Genomic DNA, 18,849 nt, shown 5'->3' with positions numbered 1-18,849 from the left:
GCGCGGGGAGGGGAGGGGGGGATGGCTCCTGGGCGAGGTGGGACCGCCGCGGTCCGGGCGCTCGTCACCGCGGCGCTCGTCGCGGTCGCGACGCCGGGCTCGGGCGCGGCGGCAGGAGGGTCCCCGCGCGAGGTCTTCCACGTCGACCCGGCGGTGGACGGCGCGATCATCGCGATCGCCGGGCTCGGGAACCTCGTGCCCTGGCTCCTCGAGGACCGGCTCATCGCGCTGCGCTGCCCCTGCGATCGCGGCGAGGTGAACCGGCTCGACCGCTGGGCGATCGGCCTCCACGACGACGCCGCGGCGCACGTGAGCGACGCGACCGTGTACCTCGCGATGCTCGGCCCGCCGCTCGCCGACTGGGCCGCGCTCGGCAGGAGCCGCGCGCTCGTCGAGGATGCGACGGTGTTCGCGGAGACGCTCGCCGTGAACGGCGCCCTGAACGCGCTCGCGAAGTACACCACCCAGCGCCCCATCCCCCGCGCGTACGAGGGCGAGCCCGCGTACCTCCGGCAGCCCGGCTCGTACCGGGCCTTCTGGTCCGGCCACACGAGCACCACCGTCGCGGCCCTCACCGACGCTGCCTGGACGATGCGCCTGCGCTACGGCGAACGCGGCTGGCCCTGGCTCGTCGCCGGGCTCGCCGGCGCGAGCGTTGCGGTGGAGCGCGTGTGGGGCGGCCACCACTTCCCGAGCGACGTGGTGGTCGGCTTCGTCGCGGGGGCGGCGGTCGGCACCGCCGTCCCGCTCCTGCACCGCCGCAGGTCCGGCGACTTCGGCGTCGCGCCCGTGGGCCGCGGCCTCGCGCTCATGGGACGGTTCTGAACGGCCAGATGCAGCCCCGGCGCCTGAGGAACGGGCGGCGAGCGGCCGCGCTCGAGCCGCCACGCGCCTCCTGCGCCGCCGGAATGCTTGCCCGGAAGAGGGGCGCTTTCGCGGCCACGCGGTTCTGGGCCTGCTCGATTCAGCAAGCCACCGGCTCGGCGCAGGTGCCCGCCTCCCAAATGGTTCCGCCCAGGAGCCAGGTGAGCCGGTCCGGCGCCCGCCCGATCACGGCGAGAATCCCACCGTGGACGCACCGCAGGTGGTGGAAGGCGCACAGGCCGACCTGGTTCTCGGGATCGTCGCTGCCGCCGTGCGAGCGGAACTCGATGTGGTGCGAGTGGACGGCGCGATGGCTGCACCCCGGGACCTGGCACCAACCGTGATCTCGGGCGCGGACCTTCTGTGAACGAGTCATCGATCGTCTCCCCGCACCCCTCCACGACGCGAGGAAGTGAAATCCGATGACCGCGAGGCACGTTCCGGTCGAGAGCACGCGCCCGAATCTTGCCCGGACGGCCTCGATGGCGTCCGCGAGGAGCACCGCCACCCGGCGCGGCAACGGAACGAGCATCTTCTGCCGCGCACGCATCTGCCGCTCGTGCTCCCCCTCCACCTCGCGCTTCAGGGCGATGCAGGTCGCCGCGAGCGCCCGGGGGATCCACGTCGCGATGTCGGTCTCCGGCGTTCGCGCCAGCACCCGCAGCTTCTCGTACGACACGCCCTGCCGCCGCGCCTCCCGGAGCGCCGGCGACTCCCAGAGCCGCTTCTCGAGCGCGACGCGCTGCTCCACCGCGCGCGCGGGGAGCCCCAGCCGCTCCTCGACGTACTCGCGGAAGCCGTCGTAGCCCAGGAGCACCGGAATCCCGCTCCGCTTCACGGCGTACCCGCAGAATCCGATGAGGCGATCCCACCCGGAACGCAGGCGGCCGAGCGCGCGGAGCCGCTCGTCGAGCTCCTGCGCCGTCGAGGTCTCGTCGAACGGAACGTCAGGCGCGGCGAGCTCGGGTACTGGGGGGAGCGCCGCCCATCGGCCGGTCTCGGCTCCGTCCCCCGCGCGCCGCGCGGAGTGACCGGGGCCCACGGCGCCAAACCCGGGCCCGAGCGAGCGCGGCTCGTGGGAGTCGCCGTCGGACGAGAACTCGGCGAGGTACTCCTGCGCGAGCGCCTCCAGCTGCTCGATCCGGGTCGAGCCCGGCACCTGCTCGCGCGCGGCCGCGAGCGCCTCGTCCACGACCAGCCGCTCGTTCAGCGGCAGATGCGTGCGCAGCCGCACCCACTCCTCCTCGCCGGCGGCCGGCTCCGCCCGCGCCGCGCGGACCGCCTCCTCCAGCTCGCGGACCGTCTGCACGCTGGCGCGCTCGACCCAGCGCGCCTCGGCCTCGCCGACCGCGACCGGCAGCACCGTCTCCGCAGCGCGGACCCGGACGAGCCCCGACCGCAGCGCCGCCCGGAGCCGTGGACGCGTGCGCAGCCCAGCCCCGAGCCGGGCGAGGTTCTCGGCGGTGCGCTTCCCGAGATCGAGGACCTCGCGGGCGTAGTCGTCGAGGTGATAGCCCAGCTCCGCGAGCCGGTCCCCCCGCCTGAGCGCGTCGAGCCCTTCGCCGATCGCGAGGTCCAGCGTCCCCCGAGCCCGTGCGGCCCAGGCGAGGAGATGCTCGCAGGCGTCGGCCTCCGGCTCCCCGCCCCGAAACCACGTCTCGAGCTCGGCCCGGGTGAGCGGCGGCAGATCGAGCAGCGGCGCCGCGTAGCCGGCCAGCGAGGCTTCGGGCGTCACCGCGTCCGTCTCGATCGTGGGGAGCGCGGCCTCCATCGAATACAGGATGGCATGGAGGTCTGACACTCACCGTCAATTGAAGCAATGTCGAGTTGGCCGATAACCTGCCCCGGCCGCCGTATACGATCGGTCGTCGTCGCCTCGCCGGAGCGGCACGGCGTCAGGGCCGCTGTACCGGTACCAGGTGGGACCTGATGATCGTCGCGACCTCGTCTGGACGCTCGTTCGCGAACGCGTGAGTCCCGCCCGGCACGGTGACGACGCGAGCGCCCCCGATGCGCTCGGCAAGGAAATGAGCGATGGCGGGCGGGCTGATCGGATCCGAGTCGCTCCACAGCAGGAGGGTCGGTGCACGGATCCCCGCGAGCCGATGCGTGAGGTCGGTGCGGTCGTCGATGAACCAGCTCGGCACGTCCGGGAACGACGCTCGGTAGTCGTGACGCCATTCCGCTGCGCCGAGCCGTCGTACGTCGATGCCGCCCGAGGTCGCGACCAGGACCAAGCGTTCAACCCGCTCCGGATGTTCCAGCGCCAGACGTGCGGCGAAGATTCCGCCCATCGACTGCGCAATGACGTGACTCGCTCCTGCAGGGAGGCGCGCGACGATCCAGCGGTAAAGGTCGTCCAGCGACTTCACGCCAGGATCGGCGGGGACCCCGCCAAACCCGGGGTAGCCGAAGAGGACGACGTCGCCCAGGTCGGCCAGCCGCTGTCCGACTGGCTTCCAGAACGACTCACTTCCGCCGGCGCCGGGCAGGAAGACGAGGGGAGGTGCCATTGCAGATGACCTGGACGGTCACTGTACGACGAACCGTCGAACCAGGACCAACAGCGTCGAAAGATGCTCGGGGGCCCTACGGCGCGCCGTCGTCGTCGAGCGCCCGGCGGAGCCGGTCCTTCAGCTCGCCGGAGACGCTGGCGGGCGCGCCGAGGTGGGTGCGCAGCCCGCGAACCGTCGCCGCAAACTCCCCACCGAACCGCGCGCAGCCCTCGCACGCGCGCAGGTGGTCCTCGACGCGCCCTCGCTCCTCCGCCGGAAGGTCGCCGTCGACGTAGTCGGAGAGCCGCGCGAGGACGTCGCTGCAGGAGAGCCCCGCGATCACCTTCTCGTTCTCGATCGTCACGGCAGCACCTCCGAGAGCGCGCGGCCGAGGCGCTCCTCGACGCGGGCCTTGAGCTCGAGCCGCGCCCGGTGGAGTCGACTCTTCATCGCGGTGAGGTCGATGGATAGCGCCGCCGCGGTCTCGGCGCCCGACAGCCCCTCGACATCCCGGAGCAGCAGCACCTCCCGCGCCGCCGCGGGTAGCGACGCGAGCGCCTGCTCGAGGGCGGCGCCGGCCTGCAGCGCCGCGACCCGCGCCTCGGGCGCATCGGCTCCGGGGAGATCGGCGGCGGCTTCGACGGGCGCGTGCTGCTCCGGTTCGCCCGCACGCCGGCGCGCGCGCCGGCGGCAGCAGTGGAGCACGATCTGGAAGAGCCAGGTGCGCGCGCTGGCGTCGCCGCGAAACGTCCCGGCGCCGCGCCACGCCGCGAGGAGCCCGTCCTGCAGCGCGTCGGCGGCTTCCACCTCCGTCCCGCAGCTGCGCGTCGCGAAGCGAAGGAGCGCGCCGCCGTGGCGCGCGACCAGGGCGTCGAACGCGGCGCGGTCGCGCGCCGCGCTCCGGCGGATCAGCTCCTCGTCACTGGTGTCCGTCGGCGCGCCGAGCATCGTTCCTTCCGTTGCGAGTCCCGCGGACGCGGAAAGGATTCGCGAGCGCCAGAAGCGCCGGCCCGCGAATCCTCCGGCGGGCGGCGGCACTCTCCGGTGCAGGAGGTCGTAAACATGATGAACGAAGGCATTCTGGACCGGACCATCCGCGTGGTGGTCGGGCTCGCGCTCCTCTCCCTCACCGTCGCCGGCCCCCGCCCGCTCATCGGGCTCATCGGCGTCATCCCGCTTCTCACCGGGCTCGTCGGGTTCTGCCCGCTGTACCGACTCTTCGGCCTCAGCACCTGCCCGATGCCCAAGGTGTCGACGCGTAGCTGATCCCGCGGCGACCGGACAGGGCTCCGGCTCATCGCCGGAGCCCCTCTCTCTCGTGGAAGATCAGGATCAGCCGGCGCCGCTCACGGCGTGATCCGCTCCATCATCCGCGCGAACGGGATGGTCTCGCGGACGTGGTGGAGGCCGCAGATCCACGCGACGCAGCGCTCGACGCCCATGCCGAACCCCGCGTGCGGCACCGTCCCGTAGCGGCGGAGGTCGAGGTACCACTCGAACGCCTCCTTCGGGAGCTGGTGCTGCGCGATGGCGGCCTCGAGCGTCTCGAGCGAGCTCTCGCGCTCGCCCCCGCCGATGATCTCGCCGTACCCTTCGGGCGCGAGCACGTCGCAGCCGAGCGCGACCTTCGGATCCGTCGGGTCCTTCTTGAAGTAGAAGGCCTTCATCTCCGCCGGGTAGCGGTGGACCATCACCGGGCGGTCGTACTGCTTCGCGATGACCGTCTCCTCGTCGCCGCCGATGTCGTCGCCCCACTTCATCGGGTGACCGGCCTTCTGCAGCACCTCGACCGCCTCCGTGTACGTGATGCGCGGGAACGGCGGCTTCACGCTCTCGAGCTTCGAGACGTCGCGCTCGAGGACGGCCGCGAGCTCCTTGCGATGCTTCGCGAGGGCCGTCTGGACGACGTGCGAGACGAACTCCTCCATGAGCTGCATGTCGCCGTCGAGGTCCATGAAGGCGACCTCGGGCTCGACCATCCAGAACTCGGTCAGGTGGCGGCGCGTCTTCGACTTCTCGGCGCGGAAGGTCGGGCCGAAGCAGTAGACCTTCCCGAGCGCCATGGCCGCGGCCTCCATGTACAGCTGGCCGGACTGCGTCAGGTACGCCTTGCCGAGATCGAAGTAGGGGACCTCGAAGAGCGTGGAGGTCCCCTCGCAGGCGGAGGGCGTGAAGATCGGCGCGTCGACGAGCGTGAAGCCGCGCGCGTCGAAGAAGTCGCGGATCGCCTTCTCGACCGTGTGCCGCACGCGCAGGATCACCTGCTGCCGCTGCGACCGGAGCCAGAGGTGCCGCTGCTCCATGAGGAACGCGACGCCGTGCTCCTTGTGTCCGATCGGGTACTCCTGCGCCGGGAGGGAGACGACCTTCAGGTCGCGGACGTCGAGCTCGAACCCGATGGGCGAGCGGTCGTCCTTCTTCACGAGCCCGGTGACGGTGAGGCTCGTCTCCTGGGGCAGGTGGTCGGCCTCGCGGAACACCTCCGGCGTCACGTTCCCCTTGAACACGACGCACTGGATGGTGCCCGTGCCGTCGCGCACCTGCAGGAAGTGGAGCTTCCCGGACGAGCGGCGGTTGTACAGCCAGCCGTGGAGGGTGACCTCCTTCCCCTCGTGCTGGGCGATGTCGGCGATGTGGACGGGCGGGAACATGCGGTGGGCTCCGTGGGCTTCGGGGCGCTCTGGCGGCGGGCACTATAACCGAACGCCCGGCGGCCGGCGGGGCCTCGCGGCGTGGCGCGGACGGGGGCGCCGTTCCTCACGAAGGGCAGACGAACACCCCGACGTCCGGTAATATCGCCGCCCCTTATGGCGATGAACGAGCGTTACGAGCCGCAGTCGATCGAGCCACGCTGGCAGTCGCGCTGGGAGGGGGCGGGCGCCTTCCACGCCGGCCGCCGCCCCGACGCCGAGAAGCGCTACGTGCTCGAGATGTTCCCCTATCCCTCCGGCGCGATGCACATGGGGCACGCGCGCGTCTACACCATCGGCGACGCGCTCGCGCGCTACCTGCGCATGCGCGGCCACGACGTGCTGCACCCCATCGGCTTCGACGCGCTCGGCCTCCCCGCCGAGAACGCCGCCATCAAGGACGGACGCCACCCGGCCGAGCGGACGCGCGAGAACATCGTCGCCTTCCGCGCCGAGATGAAGAAGCTCGGCTACGCGTTCGACTGGGACCGCGAGGTCGTCACCGCCGACCCGTCCTACTATCGCTGGAACCAGTGGTTCTTCCTGAAGATGCTCGAGCGCGGGATCGTCTACCGGCGCGAGGGGAAGGCCAACTGGTGCACCGGCTGCGCGACGGTCATCGCGAACGAGCAGGTGGTCGAGGACAACCGCTGCGAGCGCTGCGGCTCGCCGGTGGTGGAGAAGGTGATCCCGGAGTGGGCCTTCCGCATCACCGCCTTCGCCCAGGACCTGCTCGACGGGCTCGACGGGCTCACGGAGTGGCCCGAGCGCATCATCACGATGCAGCGCAACTGGATCGGCAAGAGCGTCGGCGCTGAGGTGGATTTCGCGGTGCCGGGGCAGGGGCCGATCAAGGTCTTCACCACGCGTGTCGACACGATCCACGGCTGCACCTACGTGGTCCTCGCGCCCGAGCACCCGCTCGTCGAGCGGCTCACGCGCCCCGAGCGGCAGGCGGAGGTGCGCGCCTTCGTCGAGCGCATGCGCAAGACCGACGCCGCGGAGCGGACCGGCGAGGCGGCGCCGAAGGAGGGCGTCTTCACCGGCGCGCACGCGGTGAACCCGTACACCGGCGAGGAGGTCCCGGTCTGGATCGCGAACTTCGTGCTCGCCGAGTACGGGACGGGCGCGGTTATGAGCGTGCCGGCGCACGACCAGCGTGACTTCGAGTTCGCGCGCAAGTACGGGCTGCCCATCCGCGTGGTCATCCAGCCGGCCCGGGGCGAGCGGCTCCCCGCGGGCGACGCGCTGACCGAGGCGTACACGGCCGACGGGGTGCTCGAGGCGTCCGGCGACGCGTCCGGGCTCGACAGCGCGGCGGCGCGCGAGAAGCTCGCCGCCGAGGCGAAGACGCGCGGCTTCGGCCAGGCCACGGTTCGCTGGCACCTGCGCGACTGGGGCTTCTCGCGCCAGCGCTACTGGGGGACGCCGATCCCCATCGTCTACTGCCCCGACCACGGTGCCGTGCCGGTCCCCGAGGATCAGCTCCCGGTGACGCTGCCGGCGGAGGCGCTCATCACCGGCACCGGCGAGCCGCCGCTCGCGAAGGTGCCGTCGTTCGTGAACACCACCTGCCCGCGCTGCGGCAAGCCCGCCCGGCGCGAGGTGGACACGATGGACACGTTCGTAGACTCGTCCTGGTACTACGCGCGCTACCTCTCGCCGAAGGACGACACGCGGCCGTTCGATCCCGCCGAGGCGAAGCGCTGGCTCCCCGTCGACGTGTACGTCGGCGGCCCCGAGCACGCCGTGATGCACCTGCTGTACTTCCGCTTCTGGCACCGGGTGATGCACCAGCTCGGGCTCGTCCAGGAGGACGAGCCGGTGAAGCGGCTCGTCACGCAGGGCATCGTGAACGGCCCGGACGGCCGCAAGATGTCGAAGCGCTGGGGCAACGTCGTCGCCCCGGGCCCCATGGTCGCGCGGTTCGGCGCGGACACGGTCCGGCTCTTCATGCTGTTCGCCGCGCCCCCGGAGAAGGACATCGACTGGTCGGACGAGCAGGTCGACGGCCTGTTCCGGTTCCTCTCGCGGGTGTGGCGCATCTTCCACGCGCGGCAGGAGTGCTTCCGCGCGCCCGAGGCCGCGCTCGCGCAGGCGCAGGGTGACTTCCTCGAGCTCCGCCGCAAGACGCACCGCACGATCAAGCGCGTCACCGACGGGCTCCAGGGCGATCTCAAGTTCAACACGAGCATCGCCGCGCTGATGGAGCTCGTGAACGCGCTCTACGCGCTCGAGCCGGGCGCCGATCCGGAGCGGGCCGCCGTGCGCGAGGCGCTCCTCGCGGTCGCGACGCTGCTCGCGCCCTTCGCGCCGCACGCGGCCGAGGAGCTCTGGCACGAGGTGCTCGGCCCGTCGGTGCGCGAGGAGCTGCTCGCGGAGCACCCGTGGCCCACCTTCGACCCCGCGCTCGTCGCGGCGGACGTGGTCACGATCGCCGTCCAGGTGAACGGCAAGCTTCGCGGTGAGGTGCAGGCGCCCGTCGCCGCCGCGGAGGCCGAGGTCCGCGCGCTCGCGGAGGGCGAGGAGCGGGTGAGGGCGCACCTCGACGGCAAGACGATCCGCAAGGTCGTCTTCGTCCCGAAGCGGCTGATCAACTTTGTGGTGGGGTAGCCGATGAGGCTGGCTACCCCCCCACACCCCCCCGGCGCGCTCCGGGGCGGCCTCAGCCGGCCGCCCCTGCGCTTGCGCTGGCGACACGAGGTGCGGCAGGGGTCGCCGATGCGGCCGGCAGCCTCCCCACGCGGAGCCCGACCGCCCGCGGGCCTGGCGGCGCTCGCGCTGGTGCTCGCGCTGTCCGGCTGCGGCTACGGCTTCGAGAACCGCTACGTCGCGAAGGGCGGCGCGGAGCGCGTCCACGTCCAGCCGTTCGAGAACCTCTCGACGGAGGCGTCGCTCGGGGCTGAGCTGACGGCGGCGCTGCGGGACGAGCTCGCGCGCCGCGGCGCCTCGGCGGGGCCCGGCGCGCCTGCGGAGATCGTCGGAGAGGTGCGCGCGACCGCGCCCGGGACGTCCTCGCCGGACGGCTCCACCTGGCGCATCGGGGTGGTGGTGAAGGCGCGCCTCGTCGTGGACGGCGCGACCGTGTCGGAGCGGACGGTGCGGCGCGACGCCGACTACCTCGCGGGCGTGTCGGCGCTCGACGCGCAGGGTCGTCGCGTGAACGACGCGCTCGAGACGGAGGGGCGCCGCGCGCTCGCGCTCCGCCGGGTGGCGGGCGACGCGGCGCGCGACCTCCTCCGCGCGTTCGAGCGGTAGCTCCGCCTACTTCGCGGCGGCGGCCTTGGCGGCCGCCTTCGCGAGCCGCGAGATCTTCCGCGACGCCGCGTTCTTGTGCACGACGCCCTTCGACGTCGCCTTCTCCAGCGCGCGGGCCGCGGCCTTGAACGTGTCGCGGGCAGCGTTGGCGTCACCCTGGGTGATCGCCTCGCGCGCCTTCTTCACGGCGCTCTTCACGCCGGTGCGGACCTGGACGTTGCGGGCGCGGCGCTTCTGCGCCTGACGGTTTCGCTTCTCGGCCGATGCGGTATTCGCCAAGCTGACCTCTGTGCTCTATAGGGGTACGAGGGCGCGCTATCTACCGTCCATCGCGAGCGACGTCAAGGGGTTATGACCGCTCGGCTGCGCGGCGTCGCGCAGGCCGGCGCGCAGCGACCGTTCGCCTCGACCGCGGGCGTGCTCCGCGGCCCCTACGGCCATGCGGTCCCGCGGCCCATTCGCGCCGCATGCCCTAGGGCGGCGCGGCAGAGCGCAGCGGCGGTCGCACGCGCCCTTCTCCTGCAACCACCCGCGCATTACCCGAACGGCTGTCCCACGTCGGGTGCGGGTCTGGGAGACACAGGGGGAGGAGAGTTATCCACCGGCGGCGAAGAAGCGGGAATCCTCGCGGGTCACTTGACTCCCGGATGTGGACGTTCGTGGGTGTGTCCAAGGACAAGCGACCGGAATCACACAGGTTCGCGACCGCCGCAAAATGCAGCAGAGCCCGCCGCACCCGCGAAAATCCGCCTTCCGAGGGGGCTGCCCACAGACTTATCCACGTTCTTTCCCCAAACCCTGTGGCGGCTCGGTGACGGCCGGATCGGCTGGCGATTTCGCCTTGGCCTCCAAGATCTTCGCCTCGTTCCAGAGGGCGTCCATCTCGTCGAGGGAGGCGCCGCCGTGGGGCACGCCGCGGCGCGCGAGCTCGCGCTCGATGTGGGAAAAGCGCGCTATGAAGCGAGCGACCGTCCCCCGAAGGGCCTCCTCTGCAGGTATCCCGAGCTTGCGGGACAGGTTCGCGGCGGCGAAGAGGACGTCCCCCAGCTCGTGCTCGATCGCGTCGCGGTCGCCCGAGGCGATCGCCTGGTCGAGCTCGCCGATCTCCTCCGAGAGCTTCTCTCTCGCGCCGCCCGCGTCCGGCCAGTCGAAGCCGACGCGGCTCGCCTTCTCGGTGAGCCGGTCCGCGCGGGCGAGCGCCGGCATCTCCCGCGGCACGCCCTCGAGCACGCTCTCGCCGCGCCCCTTCGCGCGCTTCTCCTCGCGCTTCAGCGCCGCCCACTGCCGGAGCACGTCGTCCGCGTCCTTCACCGCGACGTCGCCGAACACGTGAGGGTGGCGCGACACGAGCTTGTTCGAGATGGCGTTCGCGACGTCTGCGAAGTCGAACTGGCCCTGCTCGCGCGTGAGCTGCGCCTGGAACACGATCTGGAGGAGGAGGTCGCCGAGCTCCTCACAGTGCTCCCGGGCGTCGCCCGCGTCGATCGCCTCGAGCACCTCGTACGTCTCCTCGAGCACGTAAGGCCGGAGGCTCCGCAGCGTCTGCTCGCGATCCCACGGGCAGCCTCCGGGTCCGCGTAGCCGCTCCATGATCCCGAGGAGACGTTCGATCGCATCGGTGGCGCGCGACATGGTCGCGTCTTCTTAGCCCAGGAGCGGGCGTGCTAGCATCCCGTTCTCGCGTGGCCCACCGCGGATCGCCCATCCTCCTCGTCGCGCTCCTCTCGCTCGCCGCGCCGGTCCTCGCCGCCGCGCAGCTCGCGCCCCCGAGGCTCGTCGTGGAGGGGGAGGAGACGGCCGAGGAGGCCGTGCCCACGCTGGTGCCGCCCGCGCCCGCCGCTGCGCGGCCTGCCGGAGGCGGGACGCTCTCCACTCCCGGAGCGGCCGGCTCGGCGCAGCGGTCCCCGCCCGTCCCGGCCGACGTGCCGCCCTCCGACGCGTCCGTCCGCCCCGGCCCGAGCGCCGCTCCGCCCCCTGCGTCGGAGGTGCGCCTGCCGCCGGCGGAGCGCGCGCGGCGCATCGTGCCCGTCTCGACCACCTACGCCCAGCTCATGCGGCGCTGGGCGGAGCGGCGGGACGCGCTCCGCGACGGAGATCCCGCCCGCGCCGACGCGGCGGCCGAGGCGCTGCTCGGCGCGCAGCGCGAGCTCGGGATCGAGAACCTCGTCCCGCTCGCGGTCGCCGAGACGCGCGCCGTCTCGCGCGCGCTCGCGTCGGACCTCGTCGCCGAGGCCGTGGCCCACGCCCAGCTCGCGGTCGCGCTCGCGCCGGACCTGCCGGACGCGCACCTCGCGCTCGCGCTCGCGCGGCTCGCCGAGGCGCCGGGCCGGGCCGCGCCCGTCGCGGGCGCGCTGCGCGACACCGCGGTCGCCGCCGCCCGCGATCCGCAGACGCGGCGCGCGTTCCTGGCCGACGTCCTCGCGGCGGCGCTCGCGGCGGCGATCACGAGCGCCGTCGCGGTGCTCGTCCTCCTGCTGGCGCGACGCCTCCCCCTGCTCGTCCACGACTTCCATCACCTCCCGCTCGTGCGCGGGACCGCGCGCGTCCAGGCCGGCTTCCTCGCGATCGTCCTGCTCCTGGCGCCGCTCGCGTTCGGGCTCGGGCCCCTCGTCGCGCTCGCGGTGCTGGCGCTCGCCGCCTGGCCCTACCTCGCGCGCGCGGAGCGCGCCGTGGCGACCGCGGCGCTCGCGGCCCTGCTCGCGGTGCCGTGGGCCTCCGGGGCGGCGGCGCGCGCGACCGCCTGGACCGGCACGCTCGCGGAGCGGGTCCAGGCGGTGGAGCACGGGGCGGCCTCCGACGAGGACGCCGCCGCGCTCGAGGCGGCCGCCGGCGAGCCCGCCCCGGCGGTGGTCCACGCCGCCCTGGGGAGGTTCGCGAAGCGGCGCGGCGACCTCGCCGGTGCGCTCCGGCACTACCGCGCGGCGGCCGCCGCCGACGAGCGCGCTCCGGAGCTCTCGGTGAACCTCGGCAACGCGCTGTTCCTCGCGGGCGATCTCGAGGGCGCGCGGGCCGCGTACCTCGCCGCGTCGGACCGCGCGGCGGGCGACCCGCTCGTGCAGGGCGCCGCGAGCTACGGGCTCTCGAAGCTCTACCTGCGCACCGCGGAGATGGACCGCAGCGCGGCCGCCCGCGAGAAGGCGGAGGCGCAGGCCGGCGCGTTCCTGCGGGCGCGCGGCTCGGACGACGACTTCTCGGCGAACCGCTGGCTCGTCGATCTGCCCATCCCGGAGGGCCGCCTCGCGGCGCTCGCGAACGCCGACGGGGCCGCGGGGCGCGTGCGCGCGTGGGCGGAGGCGCGGCTCGCCGGGACGCTCCCGCGCGCGGCGCTCCCCTGGGCGGGGGTCGGGTTCCTCGCGGCGCTGTGGCTCCTCTCGGCGCTCGCCCCGCGCCTCGGCCCCTCGCGCGCGTGCGAGGGCTGCGGCGGGGCCGCGTGCCGCCGCTGCGGGCCTGCGTCGGACGTCCGCTGCGGCCAGTGCGTGAACGCCTTCGAGCGGCGCGGCCTCGTCGACGCCCGCGACCGGCTCCGCAAGGAGGCGCAGATCCGGCGCCACGCCCGCCTCTCCGCGCTCTCGGCCCGCATCCTCGCGCTCGTGGGCGGCGGCGCGGGCCCGCTCTGGAGCGGCGCGCCGGTGCGCGGGGCGCTGCTCCTCCTCGCGCTCCTGTTCCTCGGGTTCGTGGTCTGGTTCTGGCGCGGCGTCCTGCCCCCGCCCGAGGCGACGCCCTGGGTGCTCGCGGGCAAGCTCGCCGTCGCGGCGCCGCTCGCGCTCCTCGCGTGGGGGCTCGCGGTGCGCGACGCGTTCCGCCGCACGCGCTGAGGGAGACGGCGATGGCGCTCACCGGGACCCTCAAGGACTTCGGCATCGCGGAGATCCTCCAGCTCATCGGCCAGCAGGCCAAGACGGGCGTGCTCCACCTTCGCGGGAGCGGCGACGAGATCCGCATCGCCCTCGCCGACGGCTGCGTCGTCCACGCCGAGTCGGCGGGCCGCAAGTCGCGCGAGCGCCTCGGGACCCTGCTCGTCCGCGCCGGGCTCGTGAGCCCGGACGGCCTCCAGCACGCGCTCGAGGTCCAGAAGCGCAGCCTGCGCCGGCTCGGCGACGTCCTCGTCGAGGAGGGGCTCGTCTCGACGGCGGCGCTGAAGGAGATGACGGCGCTGCAGACCACCGAGACGGTCTACCGGCTCTTCCACTGGAAGAGCGGGACGTACGCGTTCGAGCCGGGCGAGGTGGAGTGGGACCGCGCGACCGTCACGCCGCTCCGCGCCGAGTCGGTCCTGATGGAGGGGTTCCGCCAGGTCGACGAGTGGCCGATGATCCGCAAGCGGATCACCTCCACCGCGATGACGTTCGAGCGGCTCCGGCCGCTCGGCGCCGAGCGCGGGGCCGGCGCGGGCTCCGCGCCCGCCGGCGGCGACGACGTGGACGCGGCGTTCGACGCGTTCGGCGAGGAGCCCGTCGAGCGGAAGGGCGAGTTCGCGAGCCTGGGCCCGAACGAGCGGCGCGTCCACGCGCTCGCCGAGCCGGGGCGGCCCGTCGAGGAGATCGTCGACCTCTCGCGCCTGGGCGAGTTCGAGACGTGCAAGGCGCTCCTCGCCCTCGTGAACCTCGGCTACCTGGCGCCGATCGCCCCGGCGCGCCGGACCTCCGCCGTGGGCGTGTACGGGCGGGAAGGGTGGGGCAGCCGCCTGCGCCGCGCCGCGGTCCGCGTGGTCGCGACGGTGGCCCTCGCCGCGGCGCTCGCCGGGATCGCGACCTGGGTCGACGCGCGCGGCCTCGCCGCGCAGGCGAGCGCCGAGGTGGCGGACGACGCCGGCCGGCGGTTCCTCGCGCGCGCCCAGGCGTCCCGGCTGCGGAGCGCGCTCGAGATCTACCGCGTGGAGCGCGGCGAGTACCCGCCGTCCCTCTCCGCCCTCGTGGAGGCGGACCTCGCCTCCGCGCGCGATCTTCGCCACCCGTGGCCGGTCGAGTGGTACTACCGCCGGACGGCCGAGGGCCGCTTCGTGCTCCTGCCCCCCGTGGAGTAGCCACCTCCTCCGCGTGCCGGCCGGGGCCGCGGCGGTTATCGTGCGATCGAGGACCGCGACGTACAAACGCGCGGCCCCGGAGGAGACGCTTGGTTCAGACCGCGGCGGAACCGCTGAAGACGGCACGGCTCGACTTCCCGGACAACGACAAGGTTCGCGCGCTCTGCGGCGCGCACAGCGAGCACCTGAAGCTCATCGAGCGCCGCCTCGGCGTGCAGCTCGGCCTGCGCGGCGGACAGATCGTGGTGGCGGCGCCGGAGGAGGCGCGCGTGAAGGTGGCCGAGGGGCTCGTGCGCGAGCTGTACGGGCTCGTCGAGGACGGCTATCCCCTCTACCTCGAGGACGTCGACCAGGCCACGAAGCTCGCCGGCCAGGGCGTGCCGCTCAAGGAGGTCTTCGGCGACACCGTCTTCGTCTCCTCGCGCCACCGGATCATCACGCCGAAGGGGCTCGCGCAGAAGCGCTACATCCAGGCGATCCGCGATCACGACATCGTGTTCGGCATCGGCCCCGCCGGCACCGGCAAGACCTACCTCGCCATGGCGATGGCGGTGTCGTTCCTCGTGGAGCGCAAGGTGAAGCGCATCGTGCTCACGCGGCCGGCGGTGGAGGCGGGCGAGAAGCTCGGCTTCCTGCCCGGAGACATCGCGGAGAAGGTGAACCCGTACCTGCGCCCGCTCCACGACGCCCTGTTCGACATGGTGGACTACGAGAAGGCGACGGCCTTCATGGAGCGCGGGACGGTCGAGGTCGCGCCGCTCGCGTTCATGCGCGGCCGCACCCTCAACGACGCATTCATCATCCTCGACGAGGCGCAGAACACGACCGAGGAGCAGATGAAGATGTTCCTCACGCGCCTCGGCTACGGCTCGAAGGCGGTCGTCACCGGCGACGTCACGCAGGTGGACCTGCCGTCCGGGCGCGGCTCGGGGCTCATCGAGGTCCAGAAGGTGCTGCGCGGCGTGGAGGGCGTCGGCTTCTGCCAGTTCAGCGAGGTGGACGTGGTCCGCCACCCGCTCGTGCAGGAGGTGGTCCGCGCCTACGACGTGTTCGAGGCGGAGCGGCGCGCGCGCGCCGAGGCGGCGAAGGCGGAGCGGGAGCGGCCCACCGCGCCGGCCCAGGCGCAGCCGGCCGGGAACGCCGACCGGACGGGCGCCGGCGAGTAGGACCCCGGGCGGGGGAAGCCTACCGGGGGCCTGGAAGGTTCCATCGGGGACACCGGACCCGGTTGCCAGGGGGCTCCCCCGGTGCGAGGCTGCGCGCCTGTGCCCGAACCGACCGAAGTCTCCACGACCCAGCCGCCCGTGCAGGCTGCCGCCGGGCCGCTCGCCGAGCGGCGCGTCGACTGGCTCGGGCGCATCATGCGCCTCGGGCTCGTCCTCCTCATCGCGACTGCCGCAGGGCTCCTGCTCGCGCCGTTCGCCGCGCACCGGCTCCCGGGCCCCGACGCGCTGGGCTCCCCGGCGCCGGTCACCATCAAGGCGGATCGGGACTACGACATCGTGGACGCGGAGGCGACCGCGCGCCGCCGCGCCGAGGCCGCCGCCGCCGAGCGGACGGTCTACGACCACGACTCCGGCGCCGCCGACGAGGCGGTCGCCCGCATCCACGCCGCGTTCGAGCTCATGCGGGGCGAGGAGGCCGCCCTCCGCGACACGCCCGCCGCCCGCGACGCCCGCGAGCTGGAGCGGCGCTACGCCGCCCAGCGCGACGCGTTCGTCTCGCGGCTCCAGGTGCTCGTCCGCGACGAGGACGTGGCGGCCCTCACGCAGGCCCGGTTCTCCGAGGCGGTCGAGCACGATCTGGCGGCGCTCGCGCAGAAGGGGCTCGAGGGGCTCGTCGTCGAGGACGCGAAGCTCCTCCCCGCGGGGCGGGACCCGGCCTTCGCGCTGCGCACCTTCGGCGACGGCGCGCTGCGCGGAGAGCGCACGCTCTCCGACGTCTCCCTGGTCCGCACCGTGGAGAAGGCGCGCGAGGAGGTCGCGCGGACCGCGGCGGCGCGGCTCCAGCACGAGCCGCCTGCCCTGCGCGCCGCCATCGCGCGGCTCTCGACGGCCATGGTCCGGCCGACCCTCGTCCACAACCAGGCCGAGACGGAGCGGCGGAAGTCGGAGGCCGCCGCCCGCGTGAAGCCGGTCGTCATCCCGGTGAAGCGGGGCGAGAAGATCATCGGCGACGGGGAGCGGATCGAGGCGCGGCACCTCGTCGTGCTCGACGGGATGCGCGCGCAGCGCCAGGACGAGGACATCACGCACGTCCGCCTGGGCGGCGGCGCGCTCGTCGGCCTCCTCGTCGTCCTGCTCTGGGGCTACGCGCGCCGGAACTTCCCGGGCTTCCGCCCCGCGCGCCGCGACGCGATCCTCATGGCGGGTCTCCTCCTCGGGACCCTGGCGCTGGGGTTCCTCGGCTTCACCGTCGCGGACGCGCTCCACGAGCGGTTCCCGCTCCTGCCGCGGCCGTCGCTGCACTACCTCGTGCCGTTCGCGGCGGGCGCCATGATCGTGCGGCAGGTGCTCGCCGCGGAGACCGCGCTCCTCTTCTCGCTCGCGGCGGGGCTCTCGGCGGGGCTCCTCGCCGGGCAGTCGATGTCGTTCGCCGTCTACGCGACGCTCACCTCGCTCGCGGCCGCGGGGCTCGTGCCAGGGAGCCGCGACCGGGCGGGCCTGTTCCGCGCGGGCCTCGCCGTGGGCGTCGTCGGCGTCGCCGTGACCGTCGCGATCGGCCTCCACGGGGGGAAGGGCGCGGCGGAGATCCTGGTCGCCGCCGGCGCCGCCCTGGCCGGCGGGGCGCTGCTCTTGCCCGTCGCCGTGGTGGGGATCCTGCCCGCCGTCGAGGGGCTCTTCGGCTACGTCACCGACGTGAAGCTCCTCGAGCTCGCGAACCTGAACCACCCCGCGCTGAAGGAGCTCATCGTCCAGGCGCCGGGGACGTACCACCACGCGATCCTGATGGGCTCGATGGTGGAGGCGGCGGCGCAGGCCATCGGCGCGAACCCCCTGCTCGCCAAGGTGTGCGCCTACTACCACGACCTCGGGAAGATCCGGAACCCGGTCTACTTCGCCGAGAACCAGCGCGGCGAGAACCGCCACGACGCCCTCGCGCCCAGCATGAGCGCGCTCATCATCAAGCGGCACGTGACGGACGGCCTCGAGCTCGCGCGCCAGTGGCGGCTCCCCAAGGTGGTCGCGGACGCGATCCCGCAGCACCAGGGGACGCGGCTCGTCGGCTACTTCTGGGCGCGCGCGCTGAAGATGGCCGCCGAGGGGCGGGGGGCCCCGCCGGACGAGGCGCTCTTCCGCTACGCGGGGCCGAAGCCGCAGAGCCGCGAGGCGGCGCTCGTCATGATCGCCGACTCCTGCGAGGCCTCGTCGCGCGCGCTGCCCGAGCCCACCGAGGCGGCGCTGCGGGCGCTCGTGTCGAAGCGGGTGAACGAGATCTTCAGCGAGGGCCAGCTCGACGAGTGCGAGCTCACCCTCCGCGACCTCAACGCGATCGCGGGCGCGATGGTGAGCGCCCTCGAGGCCATCTACCACACGCGGCCGGCGTACCCGGCGCGCTCCGGCGAGGAGCCGAGCACGCCGCCCGCCATCCAGGTCGTCTCCCGCCCGTGACCGTCCGGCTCGCCACCGAGCACCCGCGCGGGCGCGCCGCCGCGCGCCGCCTGCGCGCCCGCGCCGCCGCCTACCTCGCCGCCGTCGGGCGCGGCGAGGCGGAGCTCTCCGTCCTCCTCGTCACGGACCGGCGCATCCGGATCCTCAACCGGGAGTGGCGCGGCAAGGACGCGGCCACCGACGTGCTGTCGTTCCCGCAGAGCGAGCCGCCGGGGAATGGGCCGCTCCTGGGCGACGTGGTAATCTCGCTCGACACCGCCGCCCGGAGGGCGCGCCAGGAGCGGCGGGCGGTCGGCGCGGAGCTCGACCGTTACCTCGCACACGGGCTCCTCCACCTGCTCGGTTACGACCACGAGCGGCCCGCCGACGCGAGGCGCATGGCGCGCAAGGAGGCGGAGCTCGCGCGCGCCGAGGGGCTCGTCGGCGCGGCGCTCCGGGAGGGCGGCCGGCCCACGCGCGGCGCCCCGGAGACCGAGACTTCATGGACCCGTTCGCCGACATCGACCTCGACTCAGAGTCGGTCTGGCTCGACGGCGCGTGGTACACGCGCGAGGACCTCGCGCACCGCATCAAGGAGATGATCGAGGCCGGTGACTTCCGCGTCTCGCGGCCGAGCCAGGCGCTCGAGCGGCTGGAGGCGGCCCTCGCCCAGGCGCGCATCGTCACCGTCCGCATGCCGGCCGATCTCGCGGACGCGGTGGGCACGACCGCCACGCGGCTCGGTCGCCCGGTCGGTCACCTCGTGCGCGAGGCGGTCGCCTACTACCTCGCCGCCGCGGCCGCCTACGTCGCCGGGCAGGACGCGCCCGCCGCCGCACCCGAGGACGAGCCCGCGGAGGCGAGCGGGCGGCGTCGCTAGGCCACGAGTTGCGCCGCGCCGCCCGGCGCGGCAAGAACAACCTCGATCG

At 73.9% G+C, this 18,849-nt stretch carries 17 protein-coding genes; 10 read left to right on the top strand and 7 right to left on the bottom strand.

Features of this window, described 5'->3' with window-relative positions; all coding sequences use genetic code 11:
• Window positions 1–21 precede the first annotated feature (21 nt).
• Window positions 22–825, top strand: coding sequence for a phosphatase PAP2 family protein (locus MLV88_RS04620; RefSeq protein ID WP_242336920.1), 804 nt, complete (start codon window positions 22–24; stop codon window positions 823–825).
• Between the two features lie 139 nt (window positions 826–964).
• Here the strand turns inward: MLV88_RS04620 and MLV88_RS04615 are convergent, their stop codons facing one another.
• The 4 genes from MLV88_RS04615 to MLV88_RS04600 all read right to left on the bottom strand — a co-directional run bounded on the left by MLV88_RS04615 (window position 965) and on the right by MLV88_RS04600 (window position 4,307).
• Entirely contained in the window at window positions 965–2,635 is a 1,671-nt protein-coding gene (locus tag MLV88_RS04615) for an HNH endonuclease (RefSeq protein ID WP_255821381.1), read from the bottom strand.
• Between the two features lie 124 nt (window positions 2,636–2,759).
• Window positions 2,760–3,377 (bottom strand): alpha/beta fold hydrolase, encoded by a 618-nt coding sequence (locus MLV88_RS04610; RefSeq protein ID WP_242355641.1) that lies wholly within the window; start codon window positions 3,375–3,377, stop codon window positions 2,760–2,762.
• A 76-nt stretch (window positions 3,378–3,453) separates the two neighbouring features.
• The gene (locus tag MLV88_RS04605; protein WP_242336928.1) at window positions 3,454–3,723 is read right to left on the bottom strand and encodes an anti-sigma factor family protein; all 270 of its coding nucleotides are present in this window, start codon (window positions 3,721–3,723) and stop codon (window positions 3,454–3,456) included.
• Window positions 3,720–4,307, bottom strand: coding sequence for an RNA polymerase sigma factor (locus MLV88_RS04600; RefSeq protein WP_242336931.1), 588 nt, complete (start codon window positions 4,305–4,307; stop codon window positions 3,720–3,722). The genes MLV88_RS04605 and MLV88_RS04600 overlap by 4 nt, the downstream gene beginning before the upstream one ends.
• 117 nt (window positions 4,308–4,424) lie before the next feature.
• Between MLV88_RS04600 and MLV88_RS04595 the strand changes: the two genes are divergently transcribed.
• On the top strand, window positions 4,425–4,625 hold the full coding sequence (locus tag MLV88_RS04595) for a YgaP family membrane protein (RefSeq protein ID WP_242336935.1): 201 nt from the start codon (window positions 4,425–4,427) through the stop codon (window positions 4,623–4,625).
• A gap of 80 nt (window positions 4,626–4,705) precedes the next feature.
• On the opposite strand, the gene asnS is transcribed toward MLV88_RS04595, so the two are convergent.
• Window positions 4,706–6,010 (bottom strand): asparagine--tRNA ligase, encoded by a 1,305-nt coding sequence (asnS, locus tag MLV88_RS04590; RefSeq protein WP_242336938.1) that lies wholly within the window; start codon window positions 6,008–6,010, stop codon window positions 4,706–4,708.
• 156 nt (window positions 6,011–6,166) lie between these two features.
• On the opposite strand from asnS, the gene leuS reads away from it, so the two are divergent.
• Both leuS and lptE read left to right on the top strand, forming a co-directional pair.
• Window positions 6,167–8,662 carry a leucine--tRNA ligase gene (gene leuS, locus MLV88_RS04585; RefSeq protein WP_242336941.1) on the top strand — a complete coding sequence of 832 codons (2,496 nt, stop codon included), beginning with the start codon at window positions 6,167–6,169 and terminating at the stop codon, window positions 8,660–8,662.
• A gap of 171 nt (window positions 8,663–8,833) precedes the next feature.
• Window positions 8,834–9,307, top strand: coding sequence for an LPS assembly lipoprotein LptE (gene lptE, locus MLV88_RS04580; RefSeq protein WP_242336944.1), 474 nt, complete (start codon window positions 8,834–8,836; stop codon window positions 9,305–9,307).
• Between the two features lie 6 nt (window positions 9,308–9,313).
• On the opposite strand, the gene rpsT is transcribed toward lptE, so the two are convergent.
• Both rpsT and mazG read right to left on the bottom strand, forming a co-directional pair.
• A complete protein-coding gene (rpsT, locus tag MLV88_RS04575) occupies window positions 9,314–9,586 on the bottom strand; it encodes a 30S ribosomal protein S20 (RefSeq protein ID WP_242336947.1) in 273 nt (90 codons plus the stop codon).
• Between the two features lie 495 nt (window positions 9,587–10,081).
• Window positions 10,082–10,939 (bottom strand): nucleoside triphosphate pyrophosphohydrolase, encoded by an 858-nt coding sequence (gene mazG, locus MLV88_RS04570; RefSeq protein ID WP_242336950.1) that lies wholly within the window; start codon window positions 10,937–10,939, stop codon window positions 10,082–10,084.
• A gap of 50 nt (window positions 10,940–10,989) precedes the next feature.
• Between mazG and MLV88_RS04565 the strand changes: the two genes are divergently transcribed.
• The 6 genes from MLV88_RS04565 to MLV88_RS04540 all read left to right on the top strand — a co-directional run bounded on the left by MLV88_RS04565 (window position 10,990) and on the right by MLV88_RS04540 (window position 18,800).
• Window positions 10,990–13,122 carry a tetratricopeptide repeat protein gene (locus MLV88_RS04565; protein WP_242336954.1) on the top strand — a complete coding sequence of 711 codons (2,133 nt, stop codon included), beginning with the start codon at window positions 10,990–10,992 and terminating at the stop codon, window positions 13,120–13,122.
• 11 nt (window positions 13,123–13,133) lie between these two features.
• A complete protein-coding gene (locus MLV88_RS04560; protein ID WP_242356310.1) occupies window positions 13,134–14,330 on the top strand; it encodes a DUF4388 domain-containing protein in 1,197 nt (398 codons plus the stop codon).
• An 89-nt stretch (window positions 14,331–14,419) separates the two neighbouring features.
• Window positions 14,420–15,496 (top strand): PhoH family protein, encoded by a 1,077-nt coding sequence (locus MLV88_RS04555; protein ID WP_242336960.1) that lies wholly within the window; start codon window positions 14,420–14,422, stop codon window positions 15,494–15,496.
• Window positions 15,497–15,595: 99 nt separating this feature from the next.
• Window positions 15,596–17,941: an HD family phosphohydrolase gene (locus MLV88_RS04550; RefSeq protein WP_242336963.1), complete on the top strand. Its 2,346-nt coding sequence runs from the start codon at window positions 15,596–15,598 to the stop codon at window positions 17,939–17,941.
• Window positions 17,938–18,522, top strand: coding sequence for an rRNA maturation RNase YbeY (gene ybeY, locus MLV88_RS04545; RefSeq protein ID WP_242336966.1), 585 nt, complete (start codon window positions 17,938–17,940; stop codon window positions 18,520–18,522). Before MLV88_RS04550 ends, ybeY begins: the two co-directional genes overlap by 4 nt.
• The gene (locus tag MLV88_RS04540) at window positions 18,423–18,800 is read left to right on the top strand and encodes a hypothetical protein (protein ID WP_242356311.1); all 378 of its coding nucleotides are present in this window, start codon (window positions 18,423–18,425) and stop codon (window positions 18,798–18,800) included. The genes ybeY and MLV88_RS04540 overlap by 100 nt, the downstream gene beginning before the upstream one ends.
• Window positions 18,801–18,849 lie beyond the last annotated feature (49 nt).

Origin of the sequence: Anaeromyxobacter soli (assembly GCF_022808855.1) — a bacterium.
Lineage (GTDB): Bacteria > Myxococcota > Myxococcia > Myxococcales > Anaeromyxobacteraceae > Anaeromyxobacter > Anaeromyxobacter soli.
This window is presented reverse-complemented; position numbering and strand designations above follow the sequence as displayed.